Origin of the sequence: Shewanella alkalitolerans (assembly GCF_019457575.1) — a bacterium.
Classification (GTDB): Bacteria; Pseudomonadota; Gammaproteobacteria; order Enterobacterales; family Shewanellaceae; genus Shewanella; species Shewanella loihica.
Genome location: NZ_CP080422.1, coordinates 693,296 through 719,025 on the forward strand (window position 1 = coordinate 693,296; position 25,730 = coordinate 719,025).

Below are 25,730 nucleotides of genomic sequence, written 5' to 3' on the forward strand. Positions count from 1 at the left end.
GCGAGATTATTCTTCGCTGTCACCCAGAGAAAGAAGGGTGGCGTTACCACCGATGGCGGTGATGTTGTTGGTGCGCGTCTTCTCGGTGACGAAACGGGTCAGGTAGTGTGGACCACCCGCCTTAGGACCCGTGCCCGACAGGCCTTGGCCGCCGAACGGCTGCACGCCAACTACGGCGCCGATCTGGTTACGGTTGATGTAGACGTTACCCACGTTGACCTTGTCGGCCACTTCCAGGGCATGGCCCTCGTTGCGGCTGTGGATGCCCAGGGTCAGACCGAAACCGGTTGAGTTGATGTCGTCGATCACCTTAGGCAGGTCGGCTGCCTTGTAGCGGATCACGTGCAGGATAGGACCGAAGTGTTCCTTCTCCAGCACCTTGATAGAGTCGATCTCTACCGCAGTCGGCGCCACGAAGTGACCATTCTCGGTGCCTGCTGGCAGCTCCAGCTGGTTGATCAGACGACCTACCTGCTTGATATGGTCTATGTGGGCGTTGAGGTTCGCCTTGGCGGTGGCGTCGATAACCGGGCCGACATCCGTCTTCACCGAACCTGGGTTGCCTATGGTCAGCTCGTCCATTGCGCCCTTCATCACGTCGATCACGCGATCGGCGATATCTTCCTGTAGATAGAGCACGCGCAGGGCCGAACAACGCTGACCAGCGCTGGTGAACGAAGAGGAAACCACGTCGTTAACCACCTGCTCTGGCTGTGAAGTCGAGTCCACCACCATGGCGTTTTGACCACCCGTTTCGGCGATCAGCGGGATGATGGCGCCGTCACGCTGGGCCAGTGTCAGGTTGATGCGCTTAGCGGTCACGGTAGAGCCGGTAAAGCAGACGCCGCCGATACGCTCATCGGCCGTGATGGTCGCGCCAACGGTCGCACCCGTACCAGGCAGGAACTGCAGGGCTTCCTTCGGAATACCGGCTTCATGGGCCAGCTGCACCGCGCGGTAACCTACGATAGAGGTCTGCTCGGCAGGCTTGGCAACCACAGTGTTACCCGCCGCAAGGGCTGCGGTGACCTGACCTAGGAATATCGCCAGTGGGAAGTTCCATGGGCTGATACAGACGAATACGCCACGACCCTGCAGGAACAGCTCGTTCAGCTCACCCGTTGGGCCAGGCAGCAGCTCAGGCTTGCCCATCATCTTCTTGGCTTGTACCGCGTAGTAGCGACAGAAGTCGACCGCCTCGCGCACCTCGTCGATGCCGTCTTGAATGCTCTTACCCGCTTCACGGGTACAGAGAGCGATCAGCTCTTCGCGGTTCTCTTCAAGCAGATCCGCCAGCTTCTGTAGTGCGTTGGCACGTACTTCAACCGGGGTTGAGCACCAGCTGCCGAAGGCGTTGTGGGCGCTGGCCAGAGCCTGCTCGATCGCCTGATTGTTGGCGAAGGCAACCTTGCCGACGATCTGTGTGGTGTCGTATGGGCTCTTCACCTCAATGGTTTCACCGCTGAGGGTTTCGCCATTGACGATAGGGCCGGCAGACCACTGTTGGTCTTTGAACTTGTCCAGCGCGGCGAAGAAAGGCTCAGATTCTGAGATGATGTTCATGTTGATTCCCTTGGAGTTTTTACGTTCGGCGCCGAAGATGTCGATCGGCTGAACGATTTTATTGTTGGCTAGGGTTTTATAGCTTTGTAGGGTCGTCAATGGGTGGACAACCAAAGATTCGATCGGTGTCTTAGGGTCGACCAGCTTGTGTACGAACGAGGTGTTGGCGCCGTTTTCCAGCAGGCGACGCACTAGGTAAGGCAGCAGATCTTTGTGGGCACCCACAGGGGCGTAGATACGAACCGTGCTTACGCCGCTCTCGGCCAGCAGGGTATCGTACAGCTCTTCGCCCATGCCGTGCAGGCGCTGGAACTCATACAGACGGTCGCCGGCCATGTCGGTGATGGCGGCCACTGTCTGGGCGTTGTGGCTGGCAAACTGCGGGTAGATGGCGCCGCGGGTGGCGTCAGACAGCAGGTAGCGCGCACAGGCCAGGTAAGAGACGTCTGTGCCTGCCTTGCGGGTAAACAGCGGGTATCCGCCTTCGCCGGCAACCTGAGCCCATTTCAGCTCGCTGTCCCAGTAGGCGCCTTTCACCAGGCGTACAGGGATCTCATCGCCCTGATCTTTGGCCAGACGGGTGATCCAGCACAGCACGGGTAGGGCGCGCTTAGAGTAAGCTTGTACCACGAGACCCAGCAGGCCCCAGCCCTTGGCGGCGTCTGAGTTATACAGCTTCTGGAAGAGTTTCAGCGACAGCTCGAGACGGTCAACCTCTTCGGCATCGATAGAGACGCCGACGTTGAGGCTGCGCGCCTGAGACACCAATTTTACGAGCGTGTCATACAGCTCTGTCATGGTTCTGTCTTCGTTGGCCACCTCATAGCGAGGGTGCAGCGCCGATAGCTTGATAGAGATGGTCGGGCGTGGCGCCTCGCTCTCATCGTACTGCTGGGCGCCCAGTGCCGCGATGGCATTGGAGTAATCTTGGTAGTACTTCTGCGCGTCTTTCATGGTCAGGGCGGCTTCGCCCAGCATGTCGTAGCTGTGGGTGTAGCCCAGCTTGCGCTTGTCTGCACTGTTCTTCAGCGCCTCTTGTACCGTGCGGCCAAGTACGAACTGCTTACCCATGATCTTCATCGCCGCCAGCATGGCTTGGCGGATCACAGGCTCACCCAGGCGGTTGACCAGACGGTTTAGCAGGCTGCTTGGCTTGCCGTCTATGCTCTTGTCCAGGGAGATGATCTTACCCGTGAGCATCAGGCCCCAGGTAGAGGCGTTAACCAGGGTAGAGTCACTCTTGCTCAGGTGCTCGTCCCACTTGGCGCCCGAGAGTTTGTCGTCGATCAGGGCGTCGGCGGTGGCCGCATCAGGGATACGCAGCAGAGCCTCGGCCAGACACATGAGGATGATCCCCTCTTGGGTCTCCAGGCTGTACTGTTGTAGGAAGGCGTCGATACCGACCATGAGTCCTTTCTTGTCGTATTGACGCACCTTGTGCACCAGGTCGTGGGCACGCTTGGTAATACGTTGAATCTCGTCGTCGCTCGAGGGAACAAGCTTAATCAGTTCAGAGAGGTACTGCTCTTCGTCGACAATATAGTTGTTGGTGATCGCTGTAAATAGCTCATCTAGGGTAGCTGAGTCGTAACGACCAGTCAGAACTTCACTTGCTTTGAACATAGTAATCACTTCCACCTGGACCTAAATAGGGACAGTTTTGGCTTGAACAAAAGGTAAGTTTTCAGGCGTTTAGTATTATTTTTGTATACAATCTGGCGCCATTTGCGCGCCGATTATACCTCCAATATGTGACGAGGGACACTCTTGTGTGGGTGAATGTGACCTTTGTTTGATCTCGTCCGGCCAGAAGGCGGCTAAGGCCACTGTTTATGGGGATTGTGGCGGCGCGCTATGAATAAAATTCAGGGTGTTTTATGGCTATTTTAGCCATAAAAAAGCCAGGGACTCAGCCCTGGCTCATTATGCTCGCTCGCGGTAAAGCCTAGATGATCACCAACGGTTCTTCTGGCGACGACGTGGACGCGGCAGGTAGACCAGAATTACACCGATCAGCACGCCGATACCGGCGATCATGCCGCCTTGCTTCATCAGCTCGAAGCGCTCGTCGTTTTTCAGCTTGGTCAGCTCGCGGGTGGCGCTGTCGCGCTCGCTCGAGGCCTTGGCCAGGGCTTCTTCGGCATTGGCTAGTTGCGAACGTAGCTGGCGGATCACCTGAGTGCTGCTGTCGCTCTCGTTGGTGATGTTCTCAAGCTCGGCCTTGACTCTGTCGAGTTCGGCCTGAACCTCTGGCAGCTGCACACGGAAGCTCTTGCCAGAGTCCAGCATCTTGCTGTCGACCCAGCCTTCGCGGCCCTTGTGGTCGACGACCTTGGCGTAGTCGTTTTGCATCTCACCCAGGTAGGTGACCGGTTGACCGGCTTCGACGCTGCCCAGAATACGGTATTGGGTGCCAGGACCACCGTGAATGAAGGTGTAGACGTTATCTGAGATATAACGGGTCTGCTCTGCCGCCATCAGAGTCGATGATATTAGCATCATGGCGAGAATAGATAGGAGTCTTAACACTTTGAGTTCTCTTCAGCGAAATATTGGCACATGCTAGGGATTTAGCCACCTATTTGCAAGTGCAACATGGGAAGTGTTACCAGGAATTAATCTTCGTAGTAGGTAAGTGTGGCAGACAAGTTGCACAAGGATTTGCTAACAAGTGGCGAGAGCTTTACCTGGTAAGATCCGCAAGCTTTGGCGAGTAAGCTGGACAGAAGATATCCGCTGAAACAGGCAACAAAAAAGGAAGCCCTGAGGCTTCCTTTTTATTCTCTCATGAATAGGGCTTAGCTTAGCTAAAGATCCCCTTGATCATGAAGAAGAAGATGATCGACAGGCCCGCGCCTGCAGGCAGTGTGACTACCCAAGAGACCACGATGTTACGTACCACGCCGATGTTGATGGCGGCGATACCACGTGCCATACCAACACCCAACACGGCACCAACCAGTGTCTGAGTGGTCGAGATAGGCAGACCCGTACCCGAGGCGATAACCACGGTCGAGGCGGCAGCCAGTTCGGCGGCAAAACCACGGCTAGGTGTCAGGTGAGTGATGTTCTTACCGATAGTCTGCATCACACGCTTACCGAAGATAGCCAGACCCATGACGATACCGAAGGCACCCAGTGGTAGGATCCACCAGACTAATTCAGCCTTGCTGGCGATCTCGCCACCGCTATTTACCACGGATACCACGGCGGCCAGAGGGCCAATAGCGTTGGCGACATCGTTAGAACCGTGGGCGAACGCCATACAACAAGCGGTCACAACCATCAGAATAGCGAATACCTTCTCCACGTTACCAAACTGCGTCTGACGATCGGCGCTCTGGCTCATCTTTAGACGTTTGATGGCAATCATACCGCCAATGCCCACCAGGATCGCGATAACGACAGCCAGTGAGTAGGCTTCGACGTTGGTGAAGTGCAGACCTACGTGTTTCAGACCCTTCTTGATGGTCACCAGCGACATGACGAAACCGGCCAGTGCCATGTAGAAAGGCACGTAACGCTTGGCGTTTTCCAGCGGGTTGTCAGTGTTGAAGATCAGCTTCTGTACACTTTGGAAGATGGTAAAGGCGATAAAGCCAGAGATCGCCGGGGTGATGATCCATGACCCCACGATACCCAATACCTTGCTCCAGGCAACAGAATCGGCGCTCACACCCACGGCGGCGAAACCTACGATAGCGCCAACGATAGAGTGAGTGGTCGATACCGGCCAGCCCAGGGCTGATGCGACAACCAACCAGATACCGGCAGCCAGTAGCGCCGAGATCATGCCGTACACCAGCAGCTCAGGCGAGTCGACAAAATAGGCCGAATCTATGATCCCTTTACGGATCGTGCTGGTCACTTCACCGCCTGCGAGGTACGCGCCGGCAAATTCGAAGATCATCGCGATGATGATCGCTTGTTTAATGGTGATCGCGTTTGAACCTACTGAGGTTCCCATAGCATTAGCGACATCGTTTGCGCCAATACCCCACGCCATTAAAAATCCAAATGCAGCCGCAATGGCAATTAGCCACGGGCCATTGGTGATTAATACATCAACCATGTTGATACCTTGATAACTTTGTTTTTAGACGCGAGCTAACATTAGCTCTAGGCGGGAACCGACACGCTCGGCAAGGTCTGCCAAGTCTCCAACCCACTCAATTATCTTATAGAGGAACATCACATCCACAGGGTTTAGCTGATTCTCGATGCTAAACAACTGACGACGGATTTTGATTTGTAGATCGTCGGTGTCCTCTTCAATTTTGTCGAGTTCCACGATCATTTTAGCGACAAGATCGACCTCACGGCCTCTGAAACCTGTTTCTAGCAGGTCATCGAGTTCGTTAATGGCTTGCTTAGCCTGAGCCACTGCATCGAGACAGCGTGCCAGGTAGGCATTAAAGGTATCTTGAATTGCTTCTGGGACAAGTAGCTGACGGCCGATAACGCGACCTGAAATGTCTTTCGCCTTGTTGGCGATTTTATCTTGCTGGGTAAGTAGCTCCAGTAAGTCTGTTCTTTCAACTGGCATAAACAGGCCGCCGGGAAGCGTTAAGCGGATCTCACGCTTGAGTTCGTCTGCTTCACGTTCTGATTGGCTGATTTGCTTACGGAGTTGAACCGCTTTGTCCCAGTCACCTGCGACAGTAGCGTCAAAAAATGGTACAAGGATCGAGGCACAATCGTGCACCTTGTCGATATGATCTTGTAATGGTTTAATTGGCGATTTTGCAAACACGCCCAAAATAGAGTTTACTGGCATTGCCGTGTACCTATTTAGGTTATTCCACTGTTGGAAAATGCGGGCGCATGTTAACCCAAGCGTCCGCGTATTGAAACTGTGTTTTTATATAAAAACCCACAGTTTTTATTCTAACGAGTTATATATAAACTGCAATGCGAGATACTAATGGTCGATTATGACATTAATATGACATTGTGAAATTTTCATTAAAGTATAATGACACATTCATTACAGTTCCGAGTCCTAGATTAAAAAAGTGAGCAGCTGGCGAATGGAAGCCGAGATAGAGCTAAAACTATTTTTCCCCGAAAACAAACGCGAAGCCTTGGTATCACTGCTTAACAGTCTACCCCATAGCGATGCAAAAGGCGCGATTCATCTGACCAACAGTTACTACGATACCCCAGATCTTCAGCTCAGACGCTGGGACATGGGACTGCGTATTCGTGGTCGAGACGGTCAATTTGAGCAGACGATCAAGACCGCCGGCACTGTGGTAGGCGGGGTGCACTCCCGTCCCGAGTACAATATTGATATCGATCAAGCAAAGGTCAATTTGTCGCTTTTCCCCACTGAGATCTGGCCAGAGGACGCCGAAATCGGCCCGGTGCAGGATGCGCTGGTCTCACTGTTCGACACAGATTTTACCCGCATGAGCTGGCATATCTATCTAGATGAGAGCCTGGTAGAGGTGGCGCTGGATATCGGCAGCATCAGTGCCAATGGCCAGTGCGAGCCTATCTGTGAGCTGGAATTTGAGTTGCTGGCGGGAGATGCCCAGGCGCTATTGGCGCTGGCGGAGCGGGTGACAGAGCAGATCCCGGCGAGACTTGGGCGTGCCAGCAAGGCCCAGCGAGGCTATCGCCTGGCGGCCATGGCCAGCCCACTGCAGCTAGATACCCTGGCCTTTATCGCCCTGCCAAAGAAGGGCACTCCGAAGCAGGCCCTGGTGACCCTACTGGAAACCGGTCTTGATCGCTGGCAGCTGCTGGAAGAGATGCTGCTGGAATCCCGTCAGGCGGCGCGTCAGCTGCCGTTGCTTGGCTATCGTCTGCGTGCCTGCATTCGCCTGCTGCGTTGCACCCTGGCGCAGTTTTCCCTGTTGGATGACAAATTGCTGCAGGCCTTCGATGCCATAGAGTCGCAGCTGAGCTTTGTCGACAAGGGGCTGAGTCTGTGTGAGCTGCTGGACGGCGACGGTGCCCTGCTGAGTAACCTGAGTGAGTCCGAAGGCTTGCTGGATGCGGTGCGCCATGAGCTGGCCGCCCTGGAGATGCCGCAAAAGATAGATGCCATGCTTAACCATGTAACCTATGGCCAGCTGCAGGTGCGTCTGGTGAGCCTCTTGATGGCGGTGAATGCCGGGCAGGTGTATATCAGCGAGCAGCAGAGCCTGCAGGCCTTTGCCGATCGGCTGCAGGAAGCTTCCTGGCAACAGATTGTCGATTTAATGCCCTCCAATGCCGAGCTGAGCAGCGAAGATTATCAATCTTTTGCCAAGGCGCTGGATGAGAGCATCCTGGTCGGGGTCGCCTATGGTGAGCTGTATAAGCATAAGCCGCGGGATCAGTTCCGCGCCCCCTGGCAGGACTTGGTATTAGGCATACGCACCCTGGGTGCCTACCACTGTCTGAGGCAAACCGCCGCCACGCAGGGGCGGGATATCGGTGATTGGCTCGACAGTAAAGAGCAGAGCCTGCTGTTTGCCATGGAGCATTCGCGCCGCTCGGCCCTCAAGGTACAGCCCTATTGGCGTTAAGGCTTATAGCGGTTAGTGGGCAGGGGAGTTAAGGTGTTAGTGCGCTCGGCTTACGCGCTAATACTTACACACTTCCACTCAAACTCACATTCGCACCCTGACTCGGCGCCTAGGCGCCGAGTCAGTCTTTAGCCTCTTTCTTTTCATCCAGCTGGCGCTTGAGGGTTGCTATCTCCGCCAGCAGGGTCTCCTGATTCTTCTCCATCCGCTGCAGCACTATCTGTAGCTCGTCACGCATCTGTTGGCTCTGAGCCTCCTGATGTTGCTTGCTGTCTGGTGCGATGAAGATAGAGGCCATGTAACCCGAGATCACCCCGAAGAAGCTCACCCCACAGACGATCACTAGGCCGCCGATGAAGTGGCCTATCGTGGTGACAGGATAATAGTCGCCATAGCCCACGGTAGAGATGGTCACCAGCGCCCACCAGATGGCATTTTCTGCGGTGTGGATATTGGCATTGGGGTCGCCACTCTCCACCAACAGAATCATCACAGAGGCGAGGGTGAGTATGGTCACCATGGCCACCAACAGGCTGGCGAGGGTGGTCTCCTGGCGCTGGCGCATCAGGGGGATAAGAATAGAACGGGTCATGCGGATCAGGCGGATCACCCGCAAGATCTGGAAGAAGCGGGCCAGCCTCAAGGCTTCGATGGCGGGGATACTGGCCACCAGGTCGATCCAGTGGTGCCTGAAGTAGTCACGCTTATCTTCGGCGCGAAACAGGTTGATAAAGAAGTAGCTGATGAAGATGACGCAGATGCTGGTGTCGATGAAGAAGAGTAGGCGGCGGGTCTCGCCATCCAGCTTGGCGAAGGTCAACATGAGCACCACGATGACAGAGATCAGGGAGAGCAGCATCATCGCCAGCTCGAAGGGAGTGGGGTTCTGGTTGATGGGCAGAAGCCAGCGCTTTCTATCGATCATGATATCGATTCCTTTTTGGCGGCGGCGCTCAAGCCGAATTTCCCTGTGAGTCGCCCTTGATTTGTGATCAGCCCATGATCTTATTCGTTTTTGTCGACAAAATGAACCAGGTCATCCAATACGCGGCGTTTTATTTCCAGTTGCTCATCGGCGGCCAGGCCATATTTCTCCGCCAGCAGTTGATAATCTTCCGGGCTGAGGGAGACGGTGAGGCGTGGACGCTTGGGCCGCTTGGTGGTGGCCAGCCCTAGAATGCTGCGGATCTGATCTGAGGGGCTGACACCGGCATCTAGCGCAGCCTTGCGGATAGAGTATTGAAACTTCTCGTCCAGATCGAAGGCGACCTGGGTGGCCTTGGCGGCTTTCTGATTCTGCTGCCACTGTTCGGGAAGCAGCTTCTTATTCTTGGTCATTAGCTTGCCTTAAGGTGCTGTGAATCTTGCAAAGTGGGCGGCAAGACCGCCCTGTGTTGTTTATAGCTGTCCCGGCCAATATTGGCGAATATCGCTCAATGGACGGTAAATAGTGAGGCTGACATCTGTGTCGCCCCCTTCATACACCTCGACCTCGACGGCGCGGTTTTCCTCTTCATCCAGCAGCAGATAGCTCTCGAACGGCTCGCCTGAGCTCATCCCCTCGTCTTGAGGCGGACGCATGCCGCGATAATCGACGCGGTGGAAATAGCCAAACTGGGCGAAGTTTACCTGATGATAGCGCTCACCCAGCCATCCCATGAGGGCGGCAGGGGTCTCTTTGACCTCAAGCTCGGCGTGCGAATCCTCTTCGAAGATCTCGCTGAAGGCGTCGAGATCGAACAGCTGCTCCACCTGGCTGCGGGGGATCTTGATGGAGAAGGCCAGATAGGTTTCGTCGTCTTCATCCAATGAGAGGCAGAGGCTGTCGTTGCCGTGGCCCTTGAGCACCCATTCGCAGAGCTGTTTGCGCTGGTATTCGTAGGTGTTGATCCCTTCGACTCTCAGCTGTTGGCCTCGCAGTTGCTCTGGCAGGGCGAAGCTGTCATCCAGGCTGATAATATCGCCTTTTTGCAAATGATTAGGATGGTTGAGTTGGCGTTTGGGCGCCTCTTTCTTACCAAACAATCCTTTTAAGAATCCCATGAGCGGCCCTCAAGATGAATAAATAGTTAATACCAACCGCAATAAATAAATGCTCATTCTAGCTCGTAAAACCCTGTCTGGTTCTTAAGGGTTTTGCTAGGCCATTTCTGATCATTTACTGTGATTGGCACAAAAGCACCTTGGGCAGAGCCGCAAGGTGCTATTGCTTGATTTAGCCTGTGTTATTTACGGGCTTTGAGGCGATCCAGTACCGCGTTGGCATTGGACTTCTGCTCGCCGATACCCGCCTCGGCCAGTTTGGCCTGTAGCGACTTATCGCTGTTCTCGTCGGCCAGGGTTTCGGCGGCCTTGAGGCGGTCGTCGAACTGTTGCTGACGCGCCTTGATTCGCTCCAACGAATCCTTGGCGTTCAGCAGCTTAGAGTTGCTGCTGGCGAAGGAATCGGTAATGGTCGCCGTGGCCTTCTGCACGCTTTCCGTGGTCTTGACCATGCTGAGCTGACGTTGGTAGTCGGCCAGCTGGCGCTCTGTCTTGCGCACCAGGTCTTTTAGACGGGCGGCGTGGGCGCTAAAGCTGTCGTTGGCGCTCTGGTGTTCAGAAAGCTCTTGCTCAAGCTGAGCGATCTTCTCGGCCACTTCTAGGGCCAAGGCTTCGTTTTCTTTCTCCAGCGCCTGAGTCGCATAGCCTTCGTGCTCGGCGATGGCGCGCTTTAGGCGATCCACTTCGCGGCTGGCTTGCATCTCTTTGGCCATGACGTCGGTCAGCTCGCGCTTGGCCTTGGTCAGGTGTTTCTCTGCGTCACGGATCTCTTGTTCGAAGATGCGTGTCGAGTTGGCGTCGACGATACTCTGGCCAACTTCGGTGGCGCCACCGCGAAATGCGGTGAGGATCTTGTTCAGTATGCCCATAATATGACTCCTCTTGGGGTAATGGCGTCGCCTTTTGCGTAAACCATCACATGACTAAATTGGTTAGCGGTTACTTTAAGAAATCGGCCAGCTCGTCGATCACTTCCAGACAGTTGTCGGACAGGACTGACAGCTCTTGCTCTATCTCTAACATGCTCGATTGCACAGACAGGGCTCCATAGACCACATACTTGTCGTCGACCTTAGCGAAGGAGGACAGTGGCATAGGGATGTTGAGTTCGAGCATGGTTTCAAACATCTCGCTGCGACGTTCTTGCTTAACTTCGTCTTCGCCCCATAGGTAGCTGATGCACAGGATTTGGTTGTCCGTTACCGATACAAACACAGGGATCTCTTCGCGTCCCACAACGTTGACTTGCAGTACTTCGACGTCGCCATCTATGGGATAACAATCGAATTGAAAGCCGGTGTGGCTGTTGTCGCCAAGTGCATTGAGGTGGTTGGCAATGTTGTGAATGTTCATATTTATCCTCTTTGACATATTATGTCTGCGATTAAAGATAGCACTGCGACATAATATGTCAAGCGCTATTTTTGTGTTCCATTTTACCGTCAGTCGAGCGTCAGGTTTTCATCCTCTGACCAGGCGCGCTGATGGTAGCGATACAGATGCATTGAGCCTATATCGTTGACCTTCACCTGGTCTGCATGTTCATAATAATTTTTAGGAAATTCAAAAGCCGCCCTGATAAGTCCAGGCGTGAGCCAAGGGTCATCGACCGGCAGCTCTGTCATTCTCGACAGTCGCTGTTTGGCATCCTGTCCCCTTAGGGTGCCTATGCTCCAGCCCCATTCGCCGAAACTGGGCACATTGTGGTGATACTGCTTTACTTGAAAGCCTGCGGCTTGCAGCGTCTTACCGACCGAGATGAAGGCCTTGGCGGCGTGATAGGGGGAGGTCGACTGCACCGAGATCGCCCCGTCGCTGCTCAGTAGCTCCTTGAGCTTGCGATAGAAGAGATCCGAATAGAGCTTGTTGAGATCCGGATGGCTGGGGTCGGGCAGATCCACGATAATGGCGTCAAACTTCTCGCCGCGTCTGATCAGCCTGTCGGCGCCGTTAAAGGCATCGTCTATCAGCAGCTCGACTCGCGCATCGTTAAAGGCGTCGCCATTAAGTTTTAGCAGCGCGTTTGATAGTCGCGGCGGCATCTCTGGGTCGCCCTCCTTGAACAGCCTCACCAGATCCGCGTCGAGATCCATCAGGGTGACCTGCTTGGGTTGCCAATTGAGCACCTGCCTCAGGCCCAGACCGTCGCCGCCCCCTATGATCAACACCTTATCGTGACGGGCACTGGCGGCTAGCGTCGGGTGTACCAAAAAGGCGTGATAGATATGCTCATCCTGGCTGGAAAACTGCAGGCGGCCATTGATATACAGAGAGTAGACAGGCGCCAAGTGGTTGCCCCGCAGACGCTCGGTAAAGGTGAGCTGCTGAAAACGGGTCGCCTTGGCGTAGACCACCTTGTCCTTATAGAGCAGATTGTTGAAGGCCTGATCCCACTTGGGGCCATGAATAGCCAGTACCAGCAATATACCTGTGGCAATCAAGTGGCCTGCCAACAACAGTCGGTTGAAGCGGATCTTGGACCAGAAGCGCCAGATAAACAGGAAACCCGCCAGCAGGTTAAAGCTGGCGGTGAGCGCCGCGGCCAGCTGGATATCCAGCGCCAGCATGAAGATCACCCAGATGGCGGCGCCGACGCCGGCACCTATATAGTCGGCGCCATAGATGGTGCCGGCGTTATGCATCAGGTGTTCTTCACAAAGTGACTGACGTACCCGGGCGATCAGGGGGATTTCCATGCCTATCATCAGGCCAAGCAATACGCCCCAGGCGTAGGGCAGGTATTCGCTCAGCTTCTGCAGCGTGCCGATAAAGCCGCCCTGGGGCAGCTGATCCGGCGGCAGGCCTATGGTGCTGGCGATGATGATGGGTAGCTGCTGGCCGAAGCCGATCACGGCGGCGGTGATCAGAATCGCCAGGGCGCCACAGAGGGCGACGCACAGCTCCAGCATGGCGAAGCCGGTGAAGGCGCAGCGGATCTTGCGCGCCGCGAAGGCGCCGACGCCCATGGAGACGATCATCAGGCCGATCATTGTATAGATGGCGGCCTCCAGGGCCCCCAGGATCCGCCCGGCATAGTGGGACAGCAGGTATTCATAGATGAGGCCACAGGCGGCGAGTACCGCCATGATCCCCAGCAGCAGGAGATCGTCGAGCCAGCTTAATGATTTAACGCCTGCAGGAGCAGGCGTTGTGGTGTGTGTCGATTGCATTCAGGGTAGCGTCTTAGGCCATCAGGCTGGTGAGGATCAGGGCGATGGCCACGCTGATGGCCAGCTCGACAGTGGCGATACCTATGTTGTGCTGCTCTTCGACCTCTGCTTTCAGGTTGATATTGGCCAGTACCAGCTTCTTCACCAGGGCCAGTAGCAGTGAGAGGGCGAGCAGCATGATCACCGAGAAGATCAGCCAGCCGAGTATGTTGGTGACATAGGCGGTCGGCATGAAGACGATGAAGTGGCTGGCGGCGTTGAAGCTCAGTGCCATGGCGAGCATATAGCCGCTGTGACGAATCGCCACCGCGATATGCCCCTTGGCCAGGGCCTCTTGCATCGAGCTGTCGTTGTGGCGCTTGGCATAGCTACGCTCACGCAGACGAGTCAGCAGCACTAGCATCAGCTGTGAGATGGCAAAGGCGCTGAAGATGGCGATAAAGGTGTCCAGGGTCAGATCTTCGGCCCACAGCAGTACGGAACGTATGATGATGGCGGTGGCGATGGCGGCGGTGGCATCTACTATGGCTACTGAGATATTGCCCTTTAAGATCATGGCGTTCTTATCTATCTCGTTAAGCGCCACCTTGTCATGCAGGAAGCGGCCGAGTTTAATCAGAATAAGGCCGAAGATGCCGTAGGCGCTCATGCCGATGGCCTCGACGAGATAAGACTGGGCCGCCTCGCCGGTGATGGCGCCGGTAAGTACGATACCTAGGCCTGCTACGGCACCGGCGGTGCTGATGCCGAAGGCGAAGTTATCCCGCTCGGACAACTCATGGGTGCTGTTGACTTTAATGGTCCAGCCTTGCAGGTAACGCATGGCCGTGAGCAAGACGATGGCGATAGTCAGATCTATGGCCAAGATGATTGCCAGTTCCTGGGTCAGACCGTAGTGTTGAAAAAATGTCATCTTAATATCCTTTATTTGCCCCGACGAACACTGCGCGTCGTACGACTGCTAGAGTTTCTGAAGTTACTGTTCTTAGAGTAGTTTGAGCGGAACTTGCTGCCGCCAGTTGCCCGTCCTGTGGTGCTGGCCTTAGGTGTCGAGGCGCTTTGACGCGACAGGCTGGTGGAGCCAGAGCGAGACTTGGCGTAGGGGCTGTCGAATTGCTTACCCTGACGGTTGAATTGCTTCTTGGTGCGCTCGAAGGTTTGGTTCTGGGTGCGAGCCTGTTTGGGCGAGGTGTAGCGATAGCGGCCCACGTCGTTGTAGTAGCTGTAGTTGCGGCGGCTCGACCATCTGTCGTAGTAGATGGGGCCATGGACCAGGTTGGAGAACATGGAATACATGCCATACCAGGCCCAGAAGGACATGCCGTTGCTGCCGGTCTGCCAGCTACCGTAGGCCGGGTTGCCCACCAACTGGCTGCCGGCCCCCAGATCTTCACCGCCATTGGCGAGAATATCCGCCTCGCGGCTGATGGCGTTTACCCTGGCGAGGGCGCCATCTGACATGTCGGCGACCACGTTTACCGGGTCAGACAGCATGTCGTTATACAGGCTGGGATCGGCCGCCTGGTAGAGGTTTTCCGCCTCGTCGAGCTGCTGGTCTAGATCGACGAAATTGCTCTCGTTGCCCAGCTCCTGTAGACGCCGCTTGAGCGAAGCATACATGGGGCCCTGGCTGCTGGCGTCTTTAGACAGCTCCTGCAACAGGGGGGCGACGTCTGGCTTGGTTGATGCGAGGATATCGGCATATTGCTTGAGTAGGTTGGCGTTGCGCACCTCGCCGTTATCCAGCATCTGGCCTAGGGTGTCGACCCTGGCCTGGGCCAGCTGTTGAAACTTGGCGATCTTCTCTGGCCTGTCGTCGCCGCATCCCGCCAGGGCGAAGACCAGGGTCAGCGCGAGAACACGCATTAGCATCACTGCCATGTTTTCTCCATAAATTTAGTTGAGATTGAGACCGATAAATGAGTGATCAGTCTGCGACTTCTTTGCATAATATAGCGATAAGCTGGGTTATAGTAACCTGTAGTGCAGGATAAAAAGCCATCTTTACTTCCCCTGATAATATGGATGAGTAATTTGGATGACAATTTTATGCCAAGATGATTACCGCTTGGTTGCATTAACAGCTTATCTATAGCATTGATGACATAATATGTCGACCGTTTAAGGCTGAAGGATTTTTCTGGCGATGGAAAACATGAGCGAGCAAGCGTTACCCCATGAAGTCAATCAGGTTGCCGAGCAGCATTGGCAACGCCTCGCCGAGGCCTGGCCGGATATCTCCGAGCAGCTCACCCCGGAGCAGACCAAAGAGCTGAAAACCATCTTCGGCCTCAGCGACTTTGTCGCCGAGCAGCTGTGTCGCCACCCCAACTGGATAGTCTCTCTGTTCGAGGGGCAACTGAGTATGCTGGCCCGGGACAGTTTCAGCGCTGAGCTGCACTCCATCCTGGCGGGGGCCAACGATGAGGAGCAGGTCAAGGCGATACTGCGCCGCTACCGTAACCGTCAGATGGTGCGTCTCGCCTGGCGGGACTTCTTAGGCTACGCCGAGCTGAACGACTCCCTGCTGGATCTCTCGGCCCTGGCCGAGGCGCTGCTCATCGCCGCCCGCGACTGGCTCTATGGTCAGATGTGCCAGCAGTATGGCACCCCCTGCGACAGCGAGGGCAATCCTCAGCCCTTGATGATCTTAGGCATGGGCAAGCTGGGTGGCCGCGAGCTCAACTTCTCTTCCGATATCGACCTTATCTTTACCTTCCCCGAACACGGTGAGACTCAAGGCGGTCGTCGCAGCCAGGACAACCAGCAGTTTTTTATCCGCATGGGACAGCGCCTGGTCAACCTGCTCAATCAGGTGACGGTCGATGGCTTCGTCTACCGGGTCGACATGCGCCTGCGCCCCTACGGCGAGAGTGGCCCTTTGGTGGTCAGCTTTAGCGGCCTTGAAGACTATTATCAGGAACAGGGCAGGGACTGGGAGCGCTACGCCATGGTCAAGGCTCGTGCCCTGGGCCCCTGGAGCGCCTACAGCGACGAGCTGCATGACATGCTGCGTCCCTTCGTCTATCGCCGCTATATCGATTTCTCGGCCATCGAATCCCTGCGCAAGATGAAGCAGTTGATCACCCAGGAGGTGAGACGCCGACGCCTGACCGACAACATCAAGCTGGGAGCTGGTGGCATCCGCGAGGTCGAATTCGTGGTGCAGAGTTTTCAGTTGATCCGTGGCGGACGTGAGCCGGCACTGCGGCAGCAGAGCCTGTTTGGCGCCATAGACACCCTCTATAAGCTGGGGCAGTTGGAATACCTGGCGGTGGATGAGCTCAAACAGAGCTACCTCATGCTGCGCCGGGTGGAAAACCTGCTACAGGCCATAGGCGATCAGCAGACCCAGACTCTGCCGCAACACCTGCTGGATTGGCAGCGTCTCTGCTTCGCCTTGGGTATGGCGGGCGAGGCCGAGCTGCGCACCCATATCGAATCGGCGATGGCCAAGATACATCGTTACTTTAAGGAGACGGTGGGCGGTCAGGAGAGCGACGAGGTGGCCGAGCAGTGGACTGCCCAGCTGTGGAGCCTGGTTGAAGATGAAGATGCCGAGGCCCTGCTCAAAGAGCATGGCGTCGAGGAGAGCGAACTCTGGCCCGCCCTGAAGAGCTGGCGTGGCACAGTCGCTAAACGTACCATAGGCCCGCGCGGCCGAGAAACACTCGATAAATTAATGCCTTGGCTGCTGCAGGAGTTTATTCAGCTGCCTACGCCCACCAAGGCCTTTCTGCCGGTGAGTAAGGTGCTGGATCAGATCCTCACCCGCACTACTTACCTCGAGCTGCTGTTCGAGAATCCAGGTGCCCGCCAGCAGCTGGTGAGCCTCTGCATGGCCAGCCCTTGGATTGGCGAGCAACTGGCCAAGTTCCCTATGCTGCTCGACGAGTTGATCGACCCCGCGCAGCTCTATGACACTACCTCGCTCGATGACTACCCCAGCGAGCTGCGCCAGTACCTGCTGCGGGTGCCAGAGGAGGATATGGAGCAGCAGATGGAGGCCCTGCGTCAGTTTAAGCTGTCGCAGCAGCTGAAGATCGCCGCCGCCGATGTGACCGGCGTGCTGCCTGTGATGCAGGTGAGTGACCATCTGACCTTCCTCGCCGAGGCGATCATAGAGCAGGTGGTGCTGCAGGCTTGGCAGCAGGTGAGCAAGCGCCACGGAACGCCGCCTTATCTGGCACCTGAAGAGATGGGTTTTGCGGTGATAGGCTACGGCAAGGCGGGTGGCCTGGAGCTGGGTTACGGCTCGGATCTGGACCTGGTGTTTCTGCACAACTATACCCGTGACAAGTATCCTGAAGCGCAGCAGACTAACGGCGATCGCCCCATCGACATTGGCCACTTCTATCTCAAGTTGGCCCAGCGGATCTTGCATCTCTTCTCCACCCGCACCACCTCGGGGGAACTCTACGAGGTAGATATGCGTCTGCGCCCCTCGGGGGCTTCGGGACTCTTGGTGAGTGAGATCGAATACTTCGGCAGTTATCAACGCGAAGAAGCCTGGACCTGGGAGCATCAGGCGTTGGTGCGGGCACGCTTCCTGTTTGGCGATAATCGCCTGGCCGCTCGCTTCAGCGAACTGAGGGCCGACGTGCTCGCCATGGAGCGGGACAAGGCTGAGCTGGCTAAGGAGGTGCGTGAGATGCGCCAGAAGATGCGCACCCATCTACTCAAGGTCGATGAGGGCTGCTTCGATCTCAAACAGAGCCCGGGCGGGATTGCCGACATCGAATTTATCGCCCAGTATCTGGTGCTGGCCAACACCCATGACCATCCCGAGCTGGCGATCTGGTCCGATAATGTGCGCATCTTTGAGGTGCTGTCTGAGCTGGAGCTGCTGCCCCACCTGAGCGCCCAACATCTGACCCAGGCCTATTGCTACCTGCGCGACGAGAGTCACCGTCTGACGCTGCAACAGGCGCCGGGACAGCTGCCTCAGGAGAGTGTTGATCTGCATGTGCAGCGGGTGCTGGCCATCTACGAACAGGTGCTAAATAGCGGCCAATAGCCTTTCTGCTACACTCAAATTAGGTCGGTGACTGATGGGGTGGGCATGTGGCTATATGTCGGGCGTTGATCCTCGCTGTTGTGGCATTTTTTAGCTGCAATGGCGAGTTATTGGCCCTGAACAAGCTGTCGCAGCTCAGCTATTACACCGAATCCTACCCGCCCTATAATTACCGTGAATCCCATCAGTTAAAGGGGATCGCCGTGGATCTGCTGGCCGCGGCGGCCCGCAGGGTCGACGGTCGTTTCGACATCCACAGCATACAGCTGGTGCCCTGGGCCAGGGGCTATAAGCTGACCCGCACCGGCAAGAACACCGTGCTCTTCTCCACCACCCGCACTCCCTATCGCGAGCCGCTATTCGATTGGGTCGGCCCCATCTCGGCGACCCGTATCGTGATCTTCGCCCGTGCCGATCGCGTCATCCATATCACGGATGTGGAGCAGCTCAATCAATACAGCATAGGGGTGATCGCCCAGGATATCGGCGAGCAGGCCTTGTTGGCGGCTGGCATCGCCCGTGAGCAGTTGCGCCGCGCCCATGAGGCCACCTCTTTGGTGCATATGCTCAGGCGTGAGCGAGTCGATCTCTGGGCCTATGAGGAGGTGGTGGGTCGCTACCTGATGAAACAGGAGGGGGTCGACACCGACGAGTTTGAGGTGGTCTTCACCCTCAAGGTGAGCGAGCTTTACTACGCCTTCAGCCGGGATAGTGATCCCGAGCTGCGTCGTCGCCTGCAGCAGGGGATAGATAAGGTGAAGGCCACCATAGAGGCCAACGGTAAGACCCAATACGAGAACATTCTAGCCAAGTATCGTTAGTGCTAGTTCTTGAACGAATCAACGCGTTTTATCAGTAGCTTACCGCTGTGATTCAGGCATTGGCGTACCGCCAGACTGAGGGCGCTGGCGACGCTCAGACTCAGCATCACCAAGATGGCCAGCATGATCACTACCTGATATTTCACCGCGACTAAGGGGTCGCTGCCGCCGAGGATCTGTCCCGTCATCATGCCGGGCAGGGTCACCAGTCCCATGGTGCCCATGGCGGCGATACTGGGGGCGAGGGCCTGTTGCAGCGCGCCTTGTATGAAGGGAAAGGCCGCCTGCCAGGGTGTTGCGCCCAGGGCGAGTCGCCCCTGATAGTCCTCCTGTTTCTCCTCGAAGGTGTTAAACAGACGCTGTAGCGCCAGAATATTCCCCGAGAGGCTGTTACCCAGTAGCATGCCTGCCAGGGGGATCATGTACTGAGCCTGATAGACAGGCGAGGGTTGCAGCAGCGCCAATAGCAGGAGTGCCAGCAGGGGTAGCAGGCTGACGCTAAGACTAAAGAGCAGTGGCAGCATTAACCTGGCCTTAGGTAGCCGGGCACCGCCCAGGATGGCGCTGGCGCCTACTAGCAGCATGACACTCAGCCAGAGCAGATTAACCCAGAGACTCTCCAGGCTAAAGAGAAACTTGAGGTAGAAGCCGACTAACAATAGCTGCGCCGTCATCCGCGCGGCGGCTAGCAGCATCTCGCCACCCAGTTTTAGATTAAACAGCCTGCCTATTCCCAGGGGCACAAGCAGCACCAGCATGAAGAGCGCAAGCGCTAGCCAGCCGATATCCAGACTCGCCTGCATCTGGTTTGCCATGGTTTAGGCCTCGCCCGCGGAGCGGTTTGCGCTCAGGTATTGGCGCGACTGCATCTCAATGAGGCGACTCATAGTGCGTCTGAATTCGAAGGCCAGGGCGCCCGGGGTGTAGAGCTGCTCAAGCGGCAGACAGGCCTCTAGGTAAAGTATGACCCCTTGATCGTAGAGCTCGTCCACCAGGGCGATGAAGCGCCGGGCCGGATCATCGTTGGGCGCGTAGTTGAGCTGGCGATCCCCCGCGGCTACCGCGGCTGCGCCATCTTCTGTGCCCCTGGCGCGGATCCAGCTGCGTGGTGTACCGCCAAGGGGCGGTACCTGGCTCAGGAGTAGGGTATCGAATTGACTGGCGATGGCGATATAGTCGAGCTGTGAGCGTGGGCCGCCGCACAGGGCGTCGAAGTCGAGCCAGAGGGTTGAGGTGCCGCGGCGAATAACGGCTATTTCCCTGCCTAAGATGGTCAGCGGTGTGTCGCTGCCACCGCCAGGCTCCAGGGCATCGAAACGCCTGGAAAACTCCCCCTCATCTTGCCAAAAATAGGTCTGTACCTTGTCGAGGTGGCGCAGGCGATGGTCCATGCCGCCATCCAGGTGCAGGGCATCCGTGTGGGCTGCTAACAGGGCGATGCAGGGCAGAAACCTGTCTCTTGCCAGCCCATTCTCATAGAGGTGCTCTATGGGGGTATTGGAGGTGGCGACCAGGGTGATCCCTTGATCAAACAGGGCCTCAAACAGGCCCGACAGTATCATGGCATCGCCTATGTCGCTGACGAAAAACTCATCGAAGCAGATCACTCGATAACTCTGAGCGAGCCTGCTGGCGATGCGCCTTAGGGGATCGCGCTTGCCGCTCTCGGCCTTGAGCTCCTTATGAGCCCGCTCCATGAAGCGATGAAAATGCAGCCTGAGAGCCATCCCTTCGGGCAGGCTCTGACAGAAGAGATCCATCAGCATTGTCTTGCCGCGACCGACGTCGCCCCATAAATAGAGCCCCTTAGTCGGCGCCTGATTACTTGGATGTAGAGTACCGGGCTTGCGAGAGCCTAGCTTATGAGCGCCAGAAGGCGTTGCTTTCAAGGCCTGATAGAGGGCTTCCAGGCGCAGTATGGCCTGCTGCTGAGCCGGGTCGTCGACAAACTTCTCCTGGGTGAGTTGATGTTGAAAACCTTGGAGGGGAGAGCGCGACATGAGATGACCCAGGTAGTGAGCGGACGGTCATTATATCAAGATGTTATGAATTAAACAGCGCCCACAGGGGGCGCCGTTTTGATGGACTATTGCATGTCTGAGCGCAATACCAGTTCGACACGGCGATTACGCTGTCTGCCCGCCTCATCCAGGTTGTTGGCTACAGGCACATATTCGCCCACGCCCATGGGGCTGAGCTGAGCCTTGTTGATGCCATGAGATTGGGTGAGGGTGGCGACCACCGCCTTGGCCCGCTGCTCCGACAGCCCCTTGTTGTAGCCCTGTTTGCCTTGGTCGTCCGTGTGACCCACCACATAGAAGTGCTGCTTGGGATGGCTCTTGAGGTAGGTGGCCAGGGTGGTGATCACTTCGTCTGCCTCGGGCAGCATCTGATCGCTGTTGAACTTGAACAGCAGGCCATCCAGCGCCACGTGGCCTTGTTGGGCGATCTTATCCTTAAGCCCCTCGAGATCTATGACCACTCTGTCGTCGATGAGTTTGGTCTCCTCCACCACCTTTATCTCGCCCCACAGGCCGCCGCTGAAGCCTGTAATATACACCATGGCGTGCACGGCGCCCTCGGGGCGATCGAGTCGATATAGGCTGTAATATTGGTTGTCATCTGGACCTATTTGGATCAGTGTCTTGATCCGGCGTTCGATGAGCTGTTTCTTCCCACAGGCTAAGCCCTGGCAGTGAAAGCCCCGGACAAAGCCAAGCTTTTCCAGCGCCGCCTTATAGTTAGCGTCGACTTCATACTCCGAATAGCCTCTGGGGAGATTGTAGGCAATGTCGGTGACCTTACCCTCTAACGTCTTAATCTTGTGCTGGCCCTGTTCAACACCGTCAAATACCAAGGTCTGTGTATAGCCCTGCTGCTGATACTCTTGGATGAAGGCGCCGGGCAGCCTGGCGATCATAGGGTGATCCTTTGAGTTTTGTGTGTCCCTGTTGCTTCTGTCCTTAAACTCGCTCTGGCTGACCTCGCTTGTCAGGTATGCCTGGTTGGTGGCAAGCAGATCCAGGGGCTCGTCAATCACCTCGACGATATCCATCTGCAGGCCGGTGTCGTGAATCCAACTTGCGCTGTAGACAGAGAGGTAGAGCTGTTTCTTGGCAAGCGCTAGCTTGGCGGTTAGCAGCGCTGGTGTCTGCTTGGGGATATTGTTGAGCGGCGCTATCTGTTTTGAGAGTTTGTGGTCATCGCCGCAGCCCTTCTCCTGGCACTCGAACAGTATTGTGCCGCCGAGCTTCTCTATTTGCGCCTTATAGTTGTTGACGGCGTGGGACGCCATGTAGCTGCTTGGCAGCTTGTAGTTGACCCGTTTTAGCTGACCGGCAACCGTCTGCGTCTGATAACTGCTCTTGTCGACGCCAATCACCAGGTCGAAGGGGGTGTAGTGGCGCTCATCTTGTTTGTTGAGCTTAGCCTCCGGCAGGGGCTGAAAGGGGAGGTCATTGGCCAGTGCTAGTCCACTAAGGCCTAAGCCGCCACATAAGGCGAGTGTGCAGGCGAGAGTTTGGGGTTTCATCTTAATTCCCTTTAAGTTTCTGAAAGTCGTTTTATCAATATCTGCTTGGTCATATTGCGTGCACCAGCTAAGGCGCCGGGCAATCGGTCATTATGGTGAGCCCCTGCATAGATGCCTGGCGTTGCATCAGGTCGGCCATGGCCTGTGGCGATAGGCCTTTGTAGAGCAAGGCAACATTTGGCTGATTTGCTAATGGTTTTAAGGCGTCGCAGCGCGTCGGCGACATGATGGCGATCGACTCGGCCTGAGCGTTTGCCAGTGCCTGCCAGTCTTGGCTATCGACCTCGTTGAAGCTGAGGTTGCCCTTAAGCGCCTTGAGATCGCCAAAGTTGGTGATTTGACTCTGCTCAATGTTCAGTAGGCTGAGATGGCTAAGGCCAGCCAGCGCCGACAGGTCGGCCAGCGCGCCGCCCTGTAGGCTCAGGATCTCCAGGTTAGACAGTTTGCTCAGGGCTTTTAGGCTGACCGAGTCGCTGGATAGGCGGCAGCTCAATACAGTGAGCGCCTGTGCCGATGTCAGCCCCAGTTGCGAGACCTGCTGATCGATACAGGCATCGAGCGTGTTACCTTGCAGGTCGGGCTGCTTAGGCGTCGTTTTCTCTTCTCGTTGGTTAAATGCTTCACTGTCTACAGGACTTGAGCCTTTAGTAATTGAATCACCAAGGATTGTACCTGCTGCATTGGCGTCTGAACGGCTTGCATCATTGCTTTTGGGTTCGGACCCGTTATGAGTGGGTTCGTTTAGCTCTGGTCTGTTAAGCTTTGGCTCGTTAAGACTAGGTTCGTTAAGGCTTGGCCCTTCAGGCTCGGATGCCGACAGATTGGCCGTCTCTACTATTTCGGGGAGCCGCTCGGCCATGAGTCCTTCGAGCAATAAGATATCCTGGGCAGCCGCCGGCATGGCCTGGGTAACATAGCAAAGCTTGCTGGTCTCCAGCAGGTTGACCAGCACGGCCGCGCGGCTCTGGCCGATATTTATCGCCATCAGTGCCGCGTAAGCCTCCCCCAGCTCCTGGGTCTGAGTCAGGCCTTGCAGCTGGTTGAGGTAGTCTTGTACCTCGTCTCTGGTCTGCTGAAATTGTTCGAGTCGCTTGGGCTGATAACAGCTGGAGTTTTTGTCGATTCGGGTGAGGAAGGCGCGATAGCGAGGCAGATACTCATTGGTCAGGGTTAACATCTTGTTCGCGGTGAGCGCCATCTCACCGATTAAGGCATCTTGCAGTAGTGGCCTGGCATCTTGGTATTGGTCAAGCTTGTTAGAGAAAGTCTCCATCTGCTCTCTGTGTCTGCGACTCAGCTGACGGGCACGCTCGGTCAGTGGCGTCGTTTCGAGTTGAAACTGTTTGATGGCTTCTCTGTCGGTATCTTTGTCGGTTCCTGTGCCGGTTCCTGTGCCGGTATCGGCAGAGGCTAGGCCGCTAATTGAAACTAAGCTCAGCGCCGAGGTCAGCGCCAGTGCGCGCAGCACCTTGCTGCTGAAATTGGAGATGCTTTGGGGGATCCTAAGGTCTTGATCAAATAACACGACTTAGCCTTATCAGATGGCGAGCGTTGAGGGGCGTCAATCTTGCGATTGAGCCGCCATGGCATAGACGCTCGTGCTTATGCCATGGCGATTAACTTTAGAAGTAAAGGTTGTCTACTAGCTTTTCGTTGACATAGAGCTCGCACTTATCTGCGGTGCTGCTCTTAGAGGATTGAACTATACCCGCGATGGCGCCGAAGGCACCGCCTTGCTTACCCAGCACAGACCCGAAGTAGCAGTGGCTTTTAACGGCAAAGTCTTTGTAGTTAGCCTTAAGGTTTTGGGTTGGGGTGTAAGGGGGGAATCGGCCCTGCATGATAGGATCGCCGTTGACGCTAAGGATCAAGATGTTCTTCTTGTCGTGGTAGCTGCCGTTAAATTTAAGCACTGTGCCATCGACTTCGACCGTCTTTTCCAGTGCCATGCGTGGGCCGGGATCTGAGGCGCAGGCGGTCAATAACAGGGCTAAGGTCAGGGCAGATAGTGAAGCAATTTTCATTGATATAGTCCTTTATATGGGAAGAAAAAGTCCTGAGTGGTTGAATGGTTTTGAGGATGAAATGCCTCTCAATATGCTTTATTCACAACCACTTAAAATAAGCCTTTAGGTTTATTCGTAGCGATCCTATCGTAAAATATCGGCCGGAAACATTATTCTTTCGGGTGTATTTTGGCGGTTTAATCGGCAAAAAAATCATCGTTATGCACCGCCTAAGCGCTTTCAGCGTCAAGTTAAGGGCTGATGAAAATCATCCATAGATTTAGCAGCAAGACGCTTGTCCCCAGGACGAGGAGAAAGCTACCCAGTCGCTCCTTGGGTGGCGTGCTTTCCTCCATGACGATAGGGTAATCGAAGAAGATGGCCAGATAGAGCAGGCTTCTGAGGGGATAGGCCATGCTGGATAAGCTATAGCTTTGCCCCCGTTTCAGCTTGATGACGAGCCTGTGGGCGCGCTTACACTCTATCTGGTTGCTGTTTTGGTAGCTGTGCCAGTCGAACTGCAACTGGGCTATCTCTTCTCGGCCTATGCTTTGCGACGACCCAGAGTTGTTGGTGAGAAAGCGGGGCAAGGTGATGCCTGATTGGCTAATGATGATCTGCTGATTTGTCTGGCTATCGGCCTCTATCCCCAGGTGTGTTTTAACCTGGCGTTTACGGATAATGGCGTAAACCAGCAGGCCTATTATGGTCAATATTGGGAAGCGCAAAAAATCGAATCTGGGGTCGACAGAAGGCATGAACAGTGTCAATAGAATGAACGGGAGCAGACTTGTGGCGAGCAGGAACTCTTTCTTAAGCGGCAGGGCAAAGAAGTTAAATGAGATGGGGAGCTTTTTCGTACTCTGCTTGTCGAGACCTAGGTATTGGCTCAAGAAGACGGTATCGAACCATTGCAGATTTTCCAGTAGGTGATTGAGTGAGTTCATCTCGATGAAAAGTCCCTTTTTCTTAGCATTTGTGTCGAGCATCAATGCTCTGATTGCCGCGTAATAGATCAAAAAGGGCAATCAAGTTGCCCTGATTCGTACTAAGAATGTCT

General features: G+C 55.6%; 21 protein-coding genes. 3 read left to right on the top strand and 18 right to left on the bottom strand.

The window, feature by feature from the left end:
- Window positions 1–6 precede the first annotated feature (6 nt).
- The 4 genes from putA to K0J45_RS03150 form a co-directional block, all read right to left on the bottom strand.
- Complete coding sequence (putA, locus tag K0J45_RS03135) at window positions 7–3,186, bottom strand: bifunctional proline dehydrogenase/L-glutamate gamma-semialdehyde dehydrogenase PutA (protein ID WP_220044202.1); 3,180 nt, start codon at window positions 3,184–3,186, stop codon at window positions 7–9.
- A gap of 330 nt (window positions 3,187–3,516) precedes the next feature.
- Window positions 3,517–4,065, bottom strand: coding sequence for a TIGR04211 family SH3 domain-containing protein (locus K0J45_RS03140; protein WP_011864422.1), 549 nt, complete (start codon window positions 4,063–4,065; stop codon window positions 3,517–3,519).
- 301 nt (window positions 4,066–4,366) lie between these two features.
- Window positions 4,367–5,635, bottom strand: coding sequence for an inorganic phosphate transporter (locus K0J45_RS03145; protein WP_220044203.1), 1,269 nt, complete (start codon window positions 5,633–5,635; stop codon window positions 4,367–4,369).
- 24 nt (window positions 5,636–5,659) lie between these two features.
- A complete protein-coding gene (locus tag K0J45_RS03150) occupies window positions 5,660–6,340 on the bottom strand; it encodes a TIGR00153 family protein (RefSeq protein ID WP_011864424.1) in 681 nt (226 codons plus the stop codon).
- A gap of 253 nt (window positions 6,341–6,593) precedes the next feature.
- Here K0J45_RS03150 and K0J45_RS03155 point away from each other — a divergent pair, with 253 nt between their 5' ends.
- Complete coding sequence (locus tag K0J45_RS03155; protein ID WP_220044204.1) at window positions 6,594–8,081, top strand: CYTH domain-containing protein; 1,488 nt, start codon at window positions 6,594–6,596, stop codon at window positions 8,079–8,081.
- A gap of 121 nt (window positions 8,082–8,202) precedes the next feature.
- On the opposite strand, the gene K0J45_RS03160 is transcribed toward K0J45_RS03155, so the two are convergent.
- From K0J45_RS03160 to K0J45_RS03195, 8 genes are all read right to left on the bottom strand, one after another.
- Window positions 8,203–9,006: an ion transporter gene (locus tag K0J45_RS03160; protein WP_220044205.1), complete on the bottom strand. Its 804-nt coding sequence runs from the start codon at window positions 9,004–9,006 to the stop codon at window positions 8,203–8,205.
- 80 nt (window positions 9,007–9,086) lie between these two features.
- Entirely contained in the window at window positions 9,087–9,419 is a 333-nt protein-coding gene (locus K0J45_RS03165) for a hypothetical protein (RefSeq protein WP_220044206.1), read from the bottom strand.
- A gap of 60 nt (window positions 9,420–9,479) precedes the next feature.
- Entirely contained in the window at window positions 9,480–10,124 is a 645-nt protein-coding gene (locus K0J45_RS03170) for a DUF4178 domain-containing protein (protein WP_220044207.1), read from the bottom strand.
- A gap of 182 nt (window positions 10,125–10,306) precedes the next feature.
- Complete coding sequence (locus K0J45_RS03175) at window positions 10,307–10,993, bottom strand: PspA/IM30 family protein (protein ID WP_011864429.1); 687 nt, start codon at window positions 10,991–10,993, stop codon at window positions 10,307–10,309.
- 70 nt (window positions 10,994–11,063) lie between these two features.
- Window positions 11,064–11,477: a YjfI family protein gene (locus K0J45_RS03180; protein WP_041508415.1), complete on the bottom strand. Its 414-nt coding sequence runs from the start codon at window positions 11,475–11,477 to the stop codon at window positions 11,064–11,066.
- Window positions 11,478–11,566: 89 nt separating this feature from the next.
- A complete protein-coding gene (locus K0J45_RS03185; RefSeq protein ID WP_220044208.1) occupies window positions 11,567–13,294 on the bottom strand; it encodes a polyamine aminopropyltransferase in 1,728 nt (575 codons plus the stop codon).
- Window positions 13,295–13,307: 13 nt separating this feature from the next.
- Window positions 13,308–14,207 carry a DUF350 domain-containing protein gene (locus K0J45_RS03190; RefSeq protein WP_220044209.1) on the bottom strand — a complete coding sequence of 300 codons (900 nt, stop codon included), beginning with the start codon at window positions 14,205–14,207 and terminating at the stop codon, window positions 13,308–13,310.
- 11 nt (window positions 14,208–14,218) lie between these two features.
- Window positions 14,219–15,175 (bottom strand): hypothetical protein, encoded by a 957-nt coding sequence (locus tag K0J45_RS03195; RefSeq protein WP_220044210.1) that lies wholly within the window; start codon window positions 15,173–15,175, stop codon window positions 14,219–14,221.
- A 265-nt stretch (window positions 15,176–15,440) separates the two neighbouring features.
- On the opposite strand from K0J45_RS03195, the gene glnE reads away from it, so the two are divergent.
- Both glnE and K0J45_RS03205 read left to right on the top strand, forming a co-directional pair.
- Window positions 15,441–18,311, top strand: a complete 2,871-nt coding sequence (gene glnE / locus K0J45_RS03200; protein WP_434086950.1) for a bifunctional [glutamate--ammonia ligase]-adenylyl-L-tyrosine phosphorylase/[glutamate--ammonia-ligase] adenylyltransferase — start codon at window positions 15,441–15,443, stop codon at window positions 18,309–18,311.
- Between the two features lie 110 nt (window positions 18,312–18,421).
- Window positions 18,422–19,132 (top strand): substrate-binding periplasmic protein, encoded by a 711-nt coding sequence (locus tag K0J45_RS03205; RefSeq protein WP_223294757.1) that lies wholly within the window; start codon window positions 18,422–18,424, stop codon window positions 19,130–19,132.
- 2 nt (window positions 19,133–19,134) lie between these two features.
- Here K0J45_RS03205 and K0J45_RS03210 read toward each other — a convergent pair whose 3' ends face one another.
- From K0J45_RS03210 to K0J45_RS03235, 6 genes are all read right to left on the bottom strand, one after another.
- A complete protein-coding gene (locus K0J45_RS03210; RefSeq protein ID WP_258406755.1) occupies window positions 19,135–19,947 on the bottom strand; it encodes an ABC transporter permease in 813 nt (270 codons plus the stop codon).
- A 3-nt stretch (window positions 19,948–19,950) separates the two neighbouring features.
- Window positions 19,951–21,132, bottom strand: coding sequence for a cell division protein ZapE (gene zapE / locus K0J45_RS03215; RefSeq protein WP_220044211.1), 1,182 nt, complete (start codon window positions 21,130–21,132; stop codon window positions 19,951–19,953).
- Between the two features lie 86 nt (window positions 21,133–21,218).
- Window positions 21,219–22,664, bottom strand: a complete 1,446-nt coding sequence (locus K0J45_RS03220; RefSeq protein WP_220044213.1) for an OmpA family protein — start codon at window positions 22,662–22,664, stop codon at window positions 21,219–21,221.
- A 67-nt stretch (window positions 22,665–22,731) separates the two neighbouring features.
- Entirely contained in the window at window positions 22,732–24,189 is a 1,458-nt protein-coding gene (locus tag K0J45_RS03225; protein WP_220044215.1) for a leucine-rich repeat domain-containing protein, read from the bottom strand.
- A gap of 97 nt (window positions 24,190–24,286) precedes the next feature.
- Window positions 24,287–24,688 (bottom strand): hypothetical protein, encoded by a 402-nt coding sequence (locus K0J45_RS03230; RefSeq protein ID WP_011864440.1) that lies wholly within the window; start codon window positions 24,686–24,688, stop codon window positions 24,287–24,289.
- A gap of 233 nt (window positions 24,689–24,921) precedes the next feature.
- Window positions 24,922–25,617 carry a hypothetical protein gene (locus tag K0J45_RS03235; RefSeq protein WP_220044216.1) on the bottom strand — a complete coding sequence of 232 codons (696 nt, stop codon included), beginning with the start codon at window positions 25,615–25,617 and terminating at the stop codon, window positions 24,922–24,924.
- Window positions 25,618–25,730: the final 113 nt, after the last annotated feature.